The 14,174-nt window shown below is 52.8% G+C and carries 16 protein-coding genes; 14 read left to right on the top strand and 2 right to left on the bottom strand.

Annotated features, from left to right (window positions below; genetic code table 11):
- Window positions 1-31: 31 nt before the first annotated feature.
- A complete protein-coding gene (locus HK25_RS02050; RefSeq protein ID WP_233127600.1) occupies window positions 32-961 on the bottom strand; it encodes a DMT family transporter in 930 nt (309 codons plus the stop codon).
- A 197-nt stretch (window positions 962-1,158) separates the two neighbouring features.
- On the opposite strand from HK25_RS02050, the gene HK25_RS02045 reads away from it, so the two are divergent.
- Window positions 1,159-1,605 carry a DNA polymerase III subunit chi gene (locus HK25_RS02045; protein WP_086635137.1) on the top strand — a complete coding sequence of 149 codons (447 nt, stop codon included), beginning with the start codon at window positions 1,159-1,161 and terminating at the stop codon, window positions 1,603-1,605.
- 40 nt (window positions 1,606-1,645) lie between these two features.
- On the opposite strand, the gene HK25_RS02040 is transcribed toward HK25_RS02045, so the two are convergent.
- Entirely contained in the window at window positions 1,646-3,109 is a 1,464-nt protein-coding gene (locus HK25_RS02040; protein WP_086553438.1) for a leucyl aminopeptidase, read from the bottom strand.
- Between the two features lie 39 nt (window positions 3,110-3,148).
- Between HK25_RS02040 and HK25_RS02035 the strand changes: the two genes are divergently transcribed.
- The 13 genes from HK25_RS02035 (at window position 3,149) to HK25_RS01975 (ending at window position 14,159) form a co-directional block, all read left to right on the top strand.
- Window positions 3,149-3,391 carry a hypothetical protein gene (locus HK25_RS02035; protein ID WP_086635136.1) on the top strand — a complete coding sequence of 81 codons (243 nt, stop codon included), beginning with the start codon at window positions 3,149-3,151 and terminating at the stop codon, window positions 3,389-3,391.
- Between the two features lie 65 nt (window positions 3,392-3,456).
- Entirely contained in the window at window positions 3,457-4,236 is a 780-nt protein-coding gene (locus tag HK25_RS02030) for a 3'(2'),5'-bisphosphate nucleotidase CysQ (RefSeq protein WP_086635168.1), read from the top strand.
- A 40-nt stretch (window positions 4,237-4,276) separates the two neighbouring features.
- The gene (locus HK25_RS02025) at window positions 4,277-5,266 is read left to right on the top strand and encodes an L-threonylcarbamoyladenylate synthase (RefSeq protein WP_086635135.1); all 990 of its coding nucleotides are present in this window, start codon (window positions 4,277-4,279) and stop codon (window positions 5,264-5,266) included.
- The gene (locus tag HK25_RS02020; RefSeq protein WP_086553441.1) at window positions 5,263-5,796 is read left to right on the top strand and encodes a hypothetical protein; all 534 of its coding nucleotides are present in this window, start codon (window positions 5,263-5,265) and stop codon (window positions 5,794-5,796) included. Before HK25_RS02025 ends, HK25_RS02020 begins: the two co-directional genes overlap by 4 nt.
- A gap of 86 nt (window positions 5,797-5,882) precedes the next feature.
- Window positions 5,883-7,316 carry an FAD-binding oxidoreductase gene (locus tag HK25_RS02015; protein ID WP_086635134.1) on the top strand — a complete coding sequence of 478 codons (1,434 nt, stop codon included), beginning with the start codon at window positions 5,883-5,885 and terminating at the stop codon, window positions 7,314-7,316.
- A 270-nt stretch (window positions 7,317-7,586) separates the two neighbouring features.
- Window positions 7,587-8,012, top strand: a complete 426-nt coding sequence (locus tag HK25_RS02010; protein WP_233127598.1) for a lipocalin-like domain-containing protein — start codon at window positions 7,587-7,589, stop codon at window positions 8,010-8,012.
- Window positions 8,013-8,029: 17 nt separating this feature from the next.
- Window positions 8,030-9,067, top strand: a complete 1,038-nt coding sequence (gene citC / locus HK25_RS02005) for a [citrate (pro-3S)-lyase] ligase (RefSeq protein ID WP_086635133.1) — start codon at window positions 8,030-8,032, stop codon at window positions 9,065-9,067.
- Between the two features lie 20 nt (window positions 9,068-9,087).
- Window positions 9,088-9,384, top strand: coding sequence for a citrate lyase acyl carrier protein (gene citD, locus HK25_RS02000; RefSeq protein ID WP_086635132.1), 297 nt, complete (start codon window positions 9,088-9,090; stop codon window positions 9,382-9,384).
- Window positions 9,381-10,247: an aldolase/citrate lyase family protein gene (locus HK25_RS01995; protein ID WP_086553445.1), complete on the top strand. Its 867-nt coding sequence runs from the start codon at window positions 9,381-9,383 to the stop codon at window positions 10,245-10,247. Before citD ends, HK25_RS01995 begins: the two co-directional genes overlap by 4 nt.
- Window positions 10,248-10,258: 11 nt before the next feature.
- Window positions 10,259-11,776, top strand: a complete 1,518-nt coding sequence (citF, locus tag HK25_RS01990; RefSeq protein WP_086553446.1) for a citrate lyase subunit alpha — start codon at window positions 10,259-10,261, stop codon at window positions 11,774-11,776.
- 24 nt (window positions 11,777-11,800) lie between these two features.
- Window positions 11,801-12,334 (top strand): citrate lyase holo-[acyl-carrier protein] synthase, encoded by a 534-nt coding sequence (gene citX / locus HK25_RS01985; RefSeq protein WP_086635131.1) that lies wholly within the window; start codon window positions 11,801-11,803, stop codon window positions 12,332-12,334.
- Complete coding sequence (citG, locus tag HK25_RS01980) at window positions 12,331-13,230, top strand: triphosphoribosyl-dephospho-CoA synthase CitG (RefSeq protein WP_086635130.1); 900 nt, start codon at window positions 12,331-12,333, stop codon at window positions 13,228-13,230. The genes citX and citG overlap by 4 nt, the downstream gene beginning before the upstream one ends.
- Window positions 13,224-14,159: an AEC family transporter gene (locus HK25_RS01975; RefSeq protein WP_086553449.1), complete on the top strand. Its 936-nt coding sequence runs from the start codon at window positions 13,224-13,226 to the stop codon at window positions 14,157-14,159. The genes citG and HK25_RS01975 overlap by 7 nt, the downstream gene beginning before the upstream one ends.
- The last annotated feature ends 15 nt before the right edge of the window (window positions 14,160-14,174 follow it).

The raw sequence follows: 14,174 nt of genomic DNA, 5'->3' as shown, positions 1-14,174 counted from the left end.
GCAATAACAGACCGGAAGACAATAACTCTGCTCATTTTTTTAAATATTTGAAAATACGGCCATCAATAGAGGCAAGACCAAGACCAATAACAGCCATACCCAGTAACGAGCGTGCGGTAATAACCTCCCCCAGTATTCCCCAGCCCAGTAAAAGAGCTGTGACCGGCACAAGAAATGTCACAAGCAAGACGTTTGTTGCACCTGCAACTGCCAGAATATGGAAGAACAGAATATAACCAATAACAGTGCTGAAAAATGAAATGCCGATCAAAGCACCCCATACATCCAGGCCCGGCATGGGCAGCTGCCACGGATGATCAAATAACAAAACAAGCGGCAGCAAAACGAGGGCCGCACTCGTGATCTGCCCGGTTGCAATTTTAAGGGGCGGTATCGCACTGAAGCGTTTACCAAACACACCGCCAATAGCATAACTTACAGCCGCACCAAGGCTTGCCAGTTCACCCACCAGGCTGTGACCACCCGGCGCGCTAAAGAGGTCACCGCCGACAAGGATCATCACCCCGGCAAAACCAGCCGCAATACCAGCAATTTTAGGCAGAGATAATTTTTCTGTCTCTGTATAAAAATGAGCCACAATAATTGTAAAAACCGGTGTTGTCGCATTCAGAATACTGGCCAGGCCGCTTGAGAGCCTTTGCTCGCCACACACTATCAGCGCAAAAGGCACTGCATTATTAAAAATACCCAGAATAATAAAATCGCGCCACATAGCCCACGAATGCGGCAGCATGTCACGCTTTATCATCAGCCAGATATTAAGAATAAGTGCGGCTATGAACACACGCCCGAAAACAATCAGAAAGACAGGCAGATGAGCCGCAACCATAATCTTGAAAAAGAAGAAGGAAGCACCCCACAAAAAGGCCAGAACAGCGAGCATGATCCATTCACGCCCTCCCATGACAGGCGCGGCAGAAACGCCATTTTCAGGCTGCATACAACACTCCGGACATCAGCTCACTCCCTGAGGGGAACATAAGCCGACGTTCCCCTTTCTTTTCACTGCTCGCCTGCCTACCAGAAGAGCGCGGGCTTTTCATGCGATTTATTTCAGCACAATCCCCTGTTTCATCAGGCCCACACGTGGCATGAGAAGACTCACAGGTCTTTATCAGACAGGGCAGCAAAAGATTTATGACGAAAGTTGGCTTTTATCACCTGACACGCACCAGCGCAGCAGAGGCCTTGCCTCAGCTTTTATCGCGCACGCTTGCCAGTCATAATAAAGCGGCCGTGTGGTGCAGCAGTAAGCCTTTTCTCGAAATGCTCGATAAAGCTTTGTGGGCTGTCTTTACCCCCACATGGCTGCCCCATGGCAAAGCCGGCATTTTAAGGCCCGACCTGCAACCGATATGGCTGACGACCGAAGACGATGTGCCCAATGCCGCAAAATTTCTATTTTTGCTTGAAAACCGCACCTGTACAGAAACCACGCCCTTTGAGCGCATTTTCGATCTGTTTGACGGTCATGATGAAGACGCGGTTGCTGCAGCCCGCATACGCTGGAAAACGCTGAAAGACGCAGGGCACGAACTCGCCTACTGGCAGCAGCAGGATAAAGGCTGGAAACAAATGCGCTGAGCCAGAAGGCTCAGCACATAATATGAACTGACGAGATGTATCAGTTCTTTTCGTAATATTTGTGAACCAGAGTGTTCAGCAGGCTCACACCAAAACCGGTTGCGCCCTTAGCCTGGCCAAACTTGCCCTTATCGAGCCATGATGTGCCAGCGATATCAAGATGTGCCCAGGGGGTTTTCTCAACAAAACGGCCAAGAAACTGCGCTGCCGTAATCGCGCCACCTGCACGTCCGCCGATGTTTTTCATATCCGCGATGTCAGATTTAATCAGCGCATCATACTCTTTATGCAAAGGCATACGCCAGACTTTATCACCTGACTTCAGCCCCGCATCAGTCAGCTCAGCAGCCAGCTCATCATTGTTTGAGAACAGACCGGCATATTCTGTACCCAGGCCCACCACAATGGCACCGGTCAGTGTTGCAAGGTCGATCATGAAAGCTGGTTTCACATGCTCTTCAGCATACCAGAGCAGATCAGCCAGAACCAGGCGACCTTCGGCATCAGTGTTCAGCACTTCAATCGTTTTACCTGAAGCACTGCGCACAATGTCACCAGGGCGCTGGGCATTGCCTGACACCATGTTTTCAACCAGGCCAACAACACCAACGGCATTAACCGCAGCTTTACGCTCTGCCAGAGCCGCCATCAGACCAACAACGGTCGCAGCCCCTGCCATATCTCCCTTCATCTCATCCATGCCGGCGGCAGGTTTGATAGAGATACCACCTGAGTCAAAGGTTACGCCCTTACCAATGAAGGAGAGAGGGGCATCGCCTTTTTTACCGCCGTTCCAGCGGATAATAACGGTGCGGGGAGCATTTGCACTGCCCTGCGCCACGCCCAGAAGCGCACCAAAGCCAAGGCGCTCCATAGCCGGCACATCGAGCACTTCAACCTCAAGCCCAAGGTGACGAAGACCCTGAATGCGTGCGGTGAACTCCTCGGGTGTCAGTACGTTAGCTGGTTCTGTCACAAGGTCACGTGTCAGTGCCACACCATGAGCAACAGCCGCGCGGGCAGCCCATTTTTTCTGCACCTTCTCTGCATCAGCTGTAATAACTGTCACGCTGCTGAGCGCGTGAGCCTTACGGCTTTCAACCGGGTTAAGGTAAACAGAGAAATGATAGGCACCATAGGTTGCCCCTAAAGCAACGTCAGCAGCATGAGGCAGCTCACCGGTAGCAATGGTAATTTTCTCGGTTTTTCTGAGAGCTGATGCTGCCAGGCTGCCTGCCTGCTCAGCTTTAAGAGCATCAAAAGCTTCAGCTTTACCCACACCGGCCAGTACAACACGGTCAAACTTACCGCCAGGCGCCAGCACGGTAACAATCTTACCTTCTTTGCCGGTAAATTCTTCTGCCTCTGCTGCCCGGGTGAGAACGCCACCGGTCATGTCATCAACGGTTTTAAACAGCGGAGATGTCGTCTGCCCTTCTGCCACCAGCAGAACAAGCGAACCACCAGGCGCGATTGCCTCGGAAGAAAATGAAATATTCAACATAAAATTAAGGTCCTCATAACGCATAACGGTAGCCCCAACATGGAGATGATCGGCACGACTGACAAGGTACCTGTAAAAACTGTTATCGCCCGCAAACAGCCCCTGATGCAAAAAAGACGGCCCGCTTCAGCGCATACCCCAACCCGTTTACCTGACAGCGAAACAGCCTGTGCAAAGGATGCAATATTGTTTGCAGAATGCCCGCACCCTCTTCAGCCAGACAGAAACCATGAAAGCTGCGACCCCGCTCTGACTGAGGCTCATACAACCCAGGCTGCCTGATAATCAGATATTCCTGCCGAATTGAGGGCATGACGGTTCGGTTAATTTGCCGTATAACCGCTGGCATGAACACGCACACTGACGCACACCTCCTGGCTCTGGCTGCACAGCTTGCTGAAGAAGCCGCCGACATTATCCGCACAATCCGTGCCCGCGGCTTCGAAATTCAGACAAAGGCTGACACCTCTGTCGTGACCGAAGCAGACCATGCCGCCGAGCGCCATATCCTCAGGGGGTTGCGTGCGGCGTATCCTGATATCCCGGTTATCGCAGAGGAAGAGGTGGCTTCAGGCCTGCATGGTGAGGTCTCCCCCGTATACTGGCTGGTGGACCCGCTGGACGGCACACGTGAATTTGCTGCCGGGCGTGACGACTTTACCGTCAATATTGGTCTGGTACGTGACGGGCGGGCCCACCTGGGCGCAATGGCCCTGCCTGCCTATGACCAGCTTTATACAGGTGGCGTCGGCCTGCCTGCACAGCGTAAAGACAAAACCGGCACACACGCCATACACACACGCCTGCCCCCGGCTGAGGGGCTGCATGTCATGGCATCGCGCCATTATGCTGATGACCCGCGCCTGGCAGACTATCTGGGCGGGCGCAAAGTCGCCTCTGTGCGCAACCTGGGATCAGCTGTGAAATTTGCCCGCGTTGCTGAGGGCGTAACAGACCTTTACCCCCGCCTTGGCCCGACAATGGAGTGGGACACCGCAGCCCCTCAGGCTATTGTTGAAGCGGCAGGCGGACATGTTACACTGGCCGACGGCAGCCCTCTGCTCTATGGTAAACGGGGCTGGAAGAACCCTGAGTTTTTTTGCACCGGCACAACTGTCTCTTCATAATTTATTTCAGACATTTCAGACACAGCACTTTAAATAAAGCATGACAAAACGTCTTACAGCGAACCAGGCCGGCCTCGAAACTGCTGCGCACATTCTGCGTCAGGGCGGGCTTGTCGCCTTTGGCACGGAAACCGTGTACGGCCTGGGCGGAGATGCCACACAACCTGAAGCTGTATCGCGTATCTTTCAGGCCAAAAACCGCCCCAGGTTTAACCCGCTCATCAGCCATTTTCCCTCCGCCGAAGCGGCTTTTTCTCAGGTTATCGCCAGCCCGCTGGCTCATCTCCTTGCTGAAACGTTCTGGCCTGGCCCATTAACGCTCATTTTGCCACGGGCACCGGGCAGCACCATCTCTGATCTGGCGGCTGATGGCCTCAGCACCCTGGCGGTGCGTGTGCCGCGTGGCGAGCATGTGCTTTCACTCCTGGCGCTTACCGGCCGGCCGGTGGCGGCCCCCTCTGCCAACCGCTCAGGGCGGATCAGCCCCTCAGCAGCTGAACATGTCTTTGACGAACTTGATGGCAGAATTGATGCGGTTCTTGATACCGGCCCCTGTGCCGTCGGTCTTGAAAGCACCGTACTTGACCTGACTGCCCCTGGCAGCCCTGTGCTTTTACGCCATGGTGGCATTCCGGCTGAAGCACTCGAAAAAATCTGTGGCCCCCTCGCCTTTCCTCAGAGTGAAGCTGACGCAGCCCCCCTTTCCCCCGGGCGCATGCTCTCGCACTACGCCCCCGCTCTGCCAGTGCGGCTGAACGCAACCAGTGTTGAAAAACATGAGGCTCTGCTGGCTTTTGGCCCGACCCCGCTCACCGGGGCGGGGGCGGTATGGAACCTGAGTGAAACAGGCAACCTTGAAGAAGCTGCTGCCCGCCTCTTTCAGGGCCTGCGCTATCTTGATACACTGGGCGCGCAGCACGGCTTTACTGCTCTTGCTGTGCAGCCTGTTCCGGTCAGCGGCATCGGCCTTGCCATACAGGACCGCCTGCGCCGCGCAGCAGCCCCCCGCCCCGGACAACCCCAGGCATGACAGCGTTTGACCCAAAGGAGCTTAAAACGCTCTCTGACATTCTCGCGCTGATTCTTGATGAGGAACAGGGGCAGTCAGCCTCTGCCCTTGATGCCATTAAGGCGCGGGCAAGACGTAATAAAATTACGGGCGGAGCACTTAAAAACCTGTTTCAGACTATCACTGACGATCCTTCATGGCGTAGCAGTTTTAAAAATACGAAAGCACAAACCCAGGATAAGTCAGAAGAGTATCTTGCCCGCCTGGGGCAGATGCGCACCACGCTCAATGAAACCAGCGAAGAGCTGACAGCCACACGCAATTATACGCACAAGCTGCACGCGCAGCTGCAATATGCCATAAGCCTGCGAAAAGAAACTGAGATGGAGCTGGCGGAGCAGATTACCAGAAGGCACTACCCCAGCAGGGTGATGATCTTTGCTCTTTTTGGTGCTGGTCTTATCGTCGGAGCCGCCACAGCCGAGATCCTTCACGTCCTCCTTCATACAGCAACGCATGTTGTCACAGATAATGCCCGCTATCTCTACTGACTGATTGCCGCAACGCCTCTTTTGCGCATTATGACCCGGCTTTTTTATATTTCTCTGGATTCACTGCTCTTCGACAAGGTTAAACTATGTCTGACTCATCTCTGCCTCCCTCTCTGCATACCGCCCTGAAAGATCTGCTCGGCCCGGCAGGTTTGCTGACCGGAACAGATGATACAGCATCATACTGCACAGACTGGCGGATGCTCTATCAGGGCCGGTGTGCTGCTGTTTTGCGCCCCGCCTCGACCGAAGAGTGTGCAAAAGCTGTTGCTCTGTGTGCAGAGCATGGTGTGCCTATGGTGCCTCAGGGCGGTAATACCAGCATGGTCGGTGGCGCCACCCCTGACGACAGTGGCAGAGCCGTTATTATATCAACCACACGCATGAACCGCATTCGCCACATTGACCACGGCGACCTGACAATGACAGTTGAAGCCGGTGTCACTCTTAAAGCCGCTCAGGAGGCCGCAGCCCGCGAGGGGCTGATGCTGCCACTCTCTATATCCTCTGAAGGGTCAGCTGATATTGGTGGTGTTATCGCCACAAATGCAGGTGGCAACAACACGGTGCGCTATGGCAATGCCCGCGAGCTGACGCTGGGCCTCGAAGTTGTTTTACCCGACGGCAACACACTCAACCTGATGCGCAGACTGCGCAAAGATAATACCGGTTACCCGCTGCGTCAGCTTTTTGTCGGAGCAGAAGGCACCCTGGGGCTGATTACCACCGCTATTATACAGCTGCAGCCCAGCCCCCGCTCGCGTGAGACGGCGCTGTGTGCCGTGCAAAGCCCTGAACAGGCCCTGGCGCTTTTTGCTGCTTTTCGTAAACATGACCCGTCAGCCGTTCTGGCTTTTGAGTATATGTCAGGCACCAGCATGAACCTGGTAACAACACTGATCGATAACTGCACGCTGCCTCTGTCTGAACCTGCACCGGCTTATGTCCTGGTTGAACTGGCCAGCACACGTAGTGATGACAGCCTGCGCACCCTGATGGAGAGTGTGCTTGAACAGGCTTTTGAAGAAGAGCTGATTTCAGATGCTGTGCTTGCTGAAAGTGAAACCCAGCGTCAGTCACTCTGGATGATTCGCGAAGAACATGCTGAAGCACAAAAACGCGCAGGGGCTTCGGTTAAAAACGATGTTTCTGTCCCGCTTTCCGCTATTCCTGCTTTTATCACCGAAGCCACGCAGAGCTGTGAAGCCCTGATCCCTGGTATTCGTGTTGCACCCTTTGGTCATATTGGTGATGGCAACATTCACTTTAACCTGGTGCAGCCTGAAGGCGGAGACTCGCAGGCTTTTCTGAGCCAGGACCACGCGATTATGGACACAGTGGCTGAAATTGTACGCAAATATGACGGCTCATTCTCAGCAGAGCACGGCGTTGGCCAGCTTAAAACATACATGATGCCGTCATGGCGTGGCGGGGCTGAACTCGCGACCATGGAAAAAATTAAAGCCGCTCTGGACCCGCACAACCTGATGAACCCTGGCAAAATTTTTCCGGCTGCCTGAGGCGAAATATAAATAAAAACAAACATTCCCCGGCCTGTTCTCCCTGACCTGAGGGAGAATAACGCCGGAAAAATGCCCTGCTACGGGCAGTCTCCCTCACCCCTGATGGGGTCATGGCAGCATTGTTGCGTTTAACGCAAAGGTCATTTACCTCTGATGTGCGTAGCAAAACACTCTGTTGTGACTATGTTTGTTGACGAAATAAACAGACATTCAACAACATTGAAGGTTAGTATGAGCGCATCAGTGAAATCCGACAAGGAAGCAGCCATGGCGCTAGCCGAATCAATTATTGGAACGTGGGAACTCGTTTCATACCAGGTTGAACTGCAGTCAACCGGTGAGTTTATTGACGCTATGGGAGATCATCCCCGCGGGCGTGTTATTTTCACCAATGATGGCTGGGTTGCCTTCAACCTTGAAGGCACCGGGCGCACCCCTGCTCAGACAGACCAGGACCGCGCTAAACTTATGAACACACTGGTGGCTTACATCGGCCGTTACCGGATTGAAGGTAATCAGTGGGTTACAAAAGTGCAGACAGCATGGGCACCTGAGTGGGTGGGCAGCGAACAGCGCCGCACCGTGACACTGCTTGGTGACACTATTCAGGTTGTAACTCCCTGGCGTAAAATGCCAAACTGGGCAAAGGATCAGATGTCACGCAGTATCATTAAATTCCAGCGCGCCAAATAACGTTCGTAGCACGCGCTATGACTTCATCTGACGACATCACACTCTCAGTTGTTAAAGGGGCCGGGCTTCAGTCTGCCCTGGCAGAAATCAGGCCGTTTCTTGCGGCCCGTGATCTGCAGACGGATGAAAATATTGATACTTTTGTTCTGGCACACACTACCGCAGACCCCCGGCTTGCGGGCTGTGCGGGCCTGGACCAGAACGTGATAAAATGTGTCTGCACCAGCGAAGAGTTCCGCGATGCAGGCCTGAGTCTGAAGCTTGCAACCGAAGTCATCAAATGTGGCCTTACGGCAGGATATGATGACCTGTTTCTTTATACCAAATATAGTAACATCCGCCTGTTCCGTGGATGGGGATTTTCAACGCTTGTAGAAATCCCGGGTGCTGTAGCCTTTCTGCATTATGACCAGGCTGCTTTCGAACACTATATCGAAGCACTCCGCGCCTTCAGAAAAGAAGGAGCGCTGACCGGCAGCATTGTGCTTAATGCTAACCCGTTTACCAACGGGCACCGTTATCTGGTCGAACAGGCCAGTAAAGACTGTGACATAGTGCATATTTTTCTGGTGAAGGAAGATGTTTCTCTCTTCTCATACCAGGATCGTCTGACACTGGTGCGCAAGGGTGTTGCTGACCTTAAAAACGTGATTGTTCACGAAGGGTCAGACTACATCATCTCTCACGCCACTTTTCCGGGCTATTTTCTTAAAGACCGCGCCGCAGTGAACGAACAGGCCTCTGCGGTCGATGCTCTTATGTTCCGTCGTTATATCGCCCCTGCTCTTAATGTCAGTGTGCGCTATGTCGGTACAGAGCCGCTCGATAAAACAACAGCTATGTACAATGTTGTCCTCAGAAAATTTCTGAGCACATACCCCTGCGACAGTAAGCCGGTTGAACTGAAAGAACTGGAAAGAAAGACATGTGGTACTGCTGTTATCTCAGCATCGCGCGTCAGAGAGCTTATCAAAGCCGGTAACTTTGAAGCAATCAAAGAACTGGTTCCTCCATCTACATTTGAATTTATCAGACGTACACACACTCAATCCTAAACGGAGAAGGAGATATCGTTGTGAAAGTCATACAAAAGGGCATGGCCGGCACTCTGGAGTCCAGTGACGTCCTTGTTGTTGTGAGCCCCAACGATGCTGACGACATTAAGCTCTCATTACAGAGCAAGGTCGAAAAGCAATATGGCAACGCCATCAGAAAAGCGATCAGCGAAACTCTGGCGAAATGTGGGGTAACAGGTGCCAGAGTCGACGTCAGAGACCAGGGCGCACTCGACTGCGTTATAAGAGCTCGTGTTGAAGCGGCTGTCTATCGTGCAGCTGATGAAAAAAACGTGAAATTCGGGGGGCAGTCATGAAGCTGCGTCGAAGCATGATGTTCATTCCCGGCTCTAATGCCGGGATGCTGTCTAACTCCTACATTTACAAACCTGACTCTGTCATGTTTGACCTTGAGGATGCTGTCAGTCTGACCGAAAAAGACACAGCCCGCCACCTGGTGTTTAACACATTACAGACGAACCTGTATGACGGCATTGAAACCGTTGTGCGGATCAACGGCGTTGATACACCTTTCTGGGAAGACGACCTGGACATGGCTGTGCGCGGCGGTGTGCAGATTGTGCGCCTGCCAAAAACAGAAAGTGTCGATGACGTTAAAGAAATCGAACAGCGCATTGAGAAAATCGAAAAAGACTGTGGCCGCAAAGCAGGCGACACCAAAATTATGGCCGCTATTGAATCGGCCTGTGGTGTTGTAAACTCGGTTGCTATTGCACGCTCAACCCCCCGTATGGTGGCTATTGCCCTGGCCGGGTTTGACTATCTGGTTGATATGCAGACCTCACGCAGTGCAGGCAGCGAGCCTGAACTGTTTTATGCCCGTGCAGCCGTGCTGCATGCGGCGCGGGCAGCAAAGATTGATGCCTTCGACGTTGCCTATGGTGATGTCAATGATGATGCAGGCTTTCTGCGTGAAGTAGAGATTGCCAAAAACCTTGGCTATAACGGCAAGTCACTCATTCACCCACGACAGATCGACCTTCTGCACAAAGCCTACGCCCCCGCGCAGAAAGATATCGACCATGCCCGCCAGGTTCTTCAGGCCGCAAAAGAGGCACAGGAGAAAGGACTGGGCGTTGTCTCCCTTAACGGCAAGATGATTGACCCGCCCGTTATTCACGAAGCACAACGCGTTATTCTGCTTGCTGAAAACGCCTGAGGGAGGATCCTATGTCATACGATAAAAAACGCGCTCAGGATTATGCCGCACAGCACAACCTTCCCGAATTTGAAGGTGTGTATGCAAAATCCCCTCAGCTGGCGAATACAAACCAGAAATATCACCGCAAGCTGATCCCTTCCCTTGAGGAAGCCATTAAAGCTTCCGGCCTGAAGGACGGTGACACCGTCTCCTTCCACCACGCTTTTCGTGAAGGTGACAAGGTCGTTATGCAGGTGATGAAGACCATTGCTGAAATGGGCTTTAAAAACCTGACTATTGCTCCCAGCTCTCTGCTTAACTGCCATGACGGGCTGCTTGAGTATATCCGTTCAGGTGTCATTACCAAAATCTTTACATCTGGTCTGCGTGGTGAGCTGGGTGAAGCCATCTCTAATGGTGTGATGGACACTCCGGTCCAGATTCACTCACACGGTGGCCGTGTGCATCTGCTGCAGACAGGCGAGCTCTCGATCGATGTGGCTTTCCTTGGGGTTGCATCAGCTGACGAGTTTGGCAATGCAAACGGCAGCCATGGCGCTCTGAGCTGCGGCTCTCTGGGCTATGCCAAGGTTGATGCCCAGTTTGCCCGCTATGTTGTGGTGCTGACACAGGAACTGATTGACTACCCTAACTACCCCACCAGCCTGTCGCAGGATCAGGTCGATGCAGTTGTTACGGTTGATGAAGTGGGCGACCCTTCTCTGATCAGTGTTGGTGCGGCCCGTCTGACCAAGAACCCCCGCGACCTGATGCTGGCACGTATTGCAGCCTCGGTTATTGAAAACTCAGGTTTTTTCAAGAGCAACTTCTCATTGCAGACCGGTTCAGGCGGTGCAGCAACGGCAACGACGATCTTCCTTGGTGAAAAGATGGTCGAGAAAAACATCAAGGCAAGCTTCGCCCTTGGTGGTATTACCGGGCCGATCGTTGACCTGCTCAATAAGGGCATGATTGAAGCGATTGCCGATGTGCAGTCGTTCGACACTGTTGCTGCTCACTCACTCAGAGACAACACAGCTCATACAGAGATTTCGGCTAACGAATATGCAAATGCCACATCAAAAGGGGCATTTGTTGACCGTGTTGATGTTGTGCTGCTCAGCGCACTTGAAGTGGATACAGACTTCAACGTCAACGTGCTGACCGGCTCTGACGGTATAATGCGCGGCGCTTCAGGCGGGCATTGTGACGTTGCTGCAGCAGCAAACCTGACAGTTATTGTCACACCGCTGCTGCGGGCCCGCATGCCCTGTATCGTTGACAGCGTGAACACGGTTGTTACCCCGGGGCAGACAATTGATGTGGTTGTCACCGACCACGGCATTGCCGTGAACCCCAACAACCCTGATCTTGAAAAACGCCTGCGCGATGCAAAACTGCCGGTAACAACTATCGAAGAGCTGAGAGATCTGGCTATTGCACGGGCCGGTAAACCTGACCCCATCGCTTATACTGACAAAGTGGTCGCCGTCGTGCGCTACCGCGATGGCAGCGTGATGGATGTTGTGCGCCAGGTTGCGCCATAACGAACAGAAAAGGGCCTTTATGCTATGTCACAGGGCCTTGATACTTTTCATACTGTTTTGCGCGCACGGGAGGACCGTGTGCGCAGGCAGCATGAGCTTTTAAACCAGTTTAACCTCCCCCTGATATCTGCAACGGTTGTGGCCCCGGGGCCCAATAAATCAACCGCTTTATACCGCGACGTTCTTGATGTCGCACAGCAGACATTGCGCGAGGTCTTCAGCAGCCCCCCCTGGAAAATTGTGCACGAAGAGGCTTATCACAGCCCTGCCGGGCCTGAAGCTTTTTTTGTCATCAGCGGCTCTTCTGCCAGCGATATAAAAAACGCTGTTGTACAGCTTGAAGAAACACACCCCATCGGGCGGTTATGGGACCTGGATGTTATACTGCCGGATATGACCATACTCTCGCGGCAGCAATTCGGCCTGCCACCCAGGCGCTGCCTTGTATGCAACAATGAGGCACTGGGCTGCGCCCGCAGCCGGGCTCATACACTGAGCCAGCTTAAAGATAAAATTAAAAGTCTTTTCGAACTCTACAGAAAAGAGAGGCACATGTGATAAATGCAGCCACTATATCTGACCTGGCACGTTATGCCCTTTTAAGAGAGGTCAGCCTCTCACCCAAACCCGGCCTGGTTGACCGTTATAATAACGGTGCCCATACCGACATGGATTACGCCCTGTTTCTGCTCAGCATTGATGCTATCAGCCCTTTTTTTAAACTGTTTTATGAGCAGGGTTCTGTTACTGCAAACCTCCCCCCTCCCCTGGCACTTCAGGCATTACGCAAAACCGGCATAGCCTGTGAACAGGCTATGTTCAAAGCCACGGGGGGCGTTAACACACATAAGGGCGCAGTGTTTGCCCTTGGCCTTTTATGCGGGGCCGCAGGCCGCCTTACAGCAAAACACCACACTGTAAATGTTGCTACCTTATGCGCTGAAGTATCAGCCATTTGTCACAACCTGACAGAGAAAGATCTGGGGCAGGCAAAACGTAACAATACTTTAACTGCCGGTGAAAAAATTTATCTGACATATGGCCTCAGCGGTGCACGGGGCGAGGCAGAAGGGGGGTTTGCGACAGTACGCCGCTATGCTCTGCCCGCTTATACCGCGGCTTTAACACAGGGAATGCCCGCTGATCACGCAGAGCTGATTTCCCTGCTCACGTTGATGTCATACAATGAAGACACCAATGTCATTTCGAGAGCGGGACTATCTGGCCTGAAATTTGTTCAGCAGCAGGCGCAGAAGATTTTGTTCGCCCTGAAGGAAGAAGGAGATTTTGACCTCAGACATCAGACAGAAGCTCTTAATGCTGCTTTTACCAGCCAGGGCATAAGCCCCGGCGGAAGTGCCGACCTTCTGTCTGTTATGTTATTCCTTTACTATATACAGGTCGCATTCTCTAAAGGAGAGGGCGCATCAGCTGAAAGAGAAAGCGTATGTTAGAGACTATTTGCGGGGCAATTTTTCCCGTAGTTTTGTCAATGATGCTCGGATATCTTGGCGCTTACCTTGGGATGTTTAACCGGGACCAGGCAACCGCTATTAACCGTATGGTCCTGAAATTTGCCTTGCCTATGGACCTTTTTGTTGGCATTGCCCGCATTAATCGTGACCAGATTCTGAATTCAGGCCGTTTTGCCTCCATTATTATTGCCTGGATGATTCTCAGCTTCCTGCTGACTTACTGGTTCTCACGCTTTGTCTTTAAACGCTCGGTCTCCCTCGCTGCCCTTCAGGCTATGGCTGTGGGTAACCCTTCCGTGCCTTTTGTCGGCTCAGCCGTGCTTGGGTTTCTCTTTGGTGGCCAGAGCGCGCTTGCCGTATCACTGGCCAGCCTGACAATTAACGTTGTGCTCATCCCTATCCTTTACTTCCTGCTTGCCAGCGACAATCCCGAAACCATGGGACAGTCAGACAACTGGATGTCACACCTGGTACAGGCCGGCAAACAGCCTGTGGTTCTTGCCCCTCTGGCTGCCTTTGTGTGGGTTCTCTCGGGTTTCCATATCCCTCACCTGCTCACCACATCGTTTGTTATGCTGGGCAAAACAACCGGCGGTGCAGCCATGTTCGCCGCAGGTATTCTGCTCTGCCTCATGAAACCTGTTCTGAACTCTATGGTGCTGACCTCTGTTACCATCCGTAACATTATCGCACCGGTTGTCGCATGGGGACTGGCTATCGCAGCACATCTGTCACCGTTCTATCTGCGTGAAGTTGTCCTGACATTTGCTATGCCTTCTGCTTCTGTCATTGTTATGCTCTCAAGCCAGATCAAAAAAGGAGAGAGAGAGGCTGCTTCAACGGTCTTTTTCTCAACGGTCGCGTCCGTATTTACGATGGGTGCCCTGATCGCACTGACAGCGGAGTAAAACGCTGTGCAGCCC

It is taken from the genome of Acetobacter sp. DsW_059 (genome assembly GCF_002153695.1).
Taxonomy (GTDB): Bacteria; Pseudomonadota; Alphaproteobacteria; order Acetobacterales; family Acetobacteraceae; genus Acetobacter; species Acetobacter thailandicus.
The sequence above is the reverse complement of the archived record's forward strand: the minus strand, read 5'-3'. Positions and strand labels throughout refer to the sequence as shown.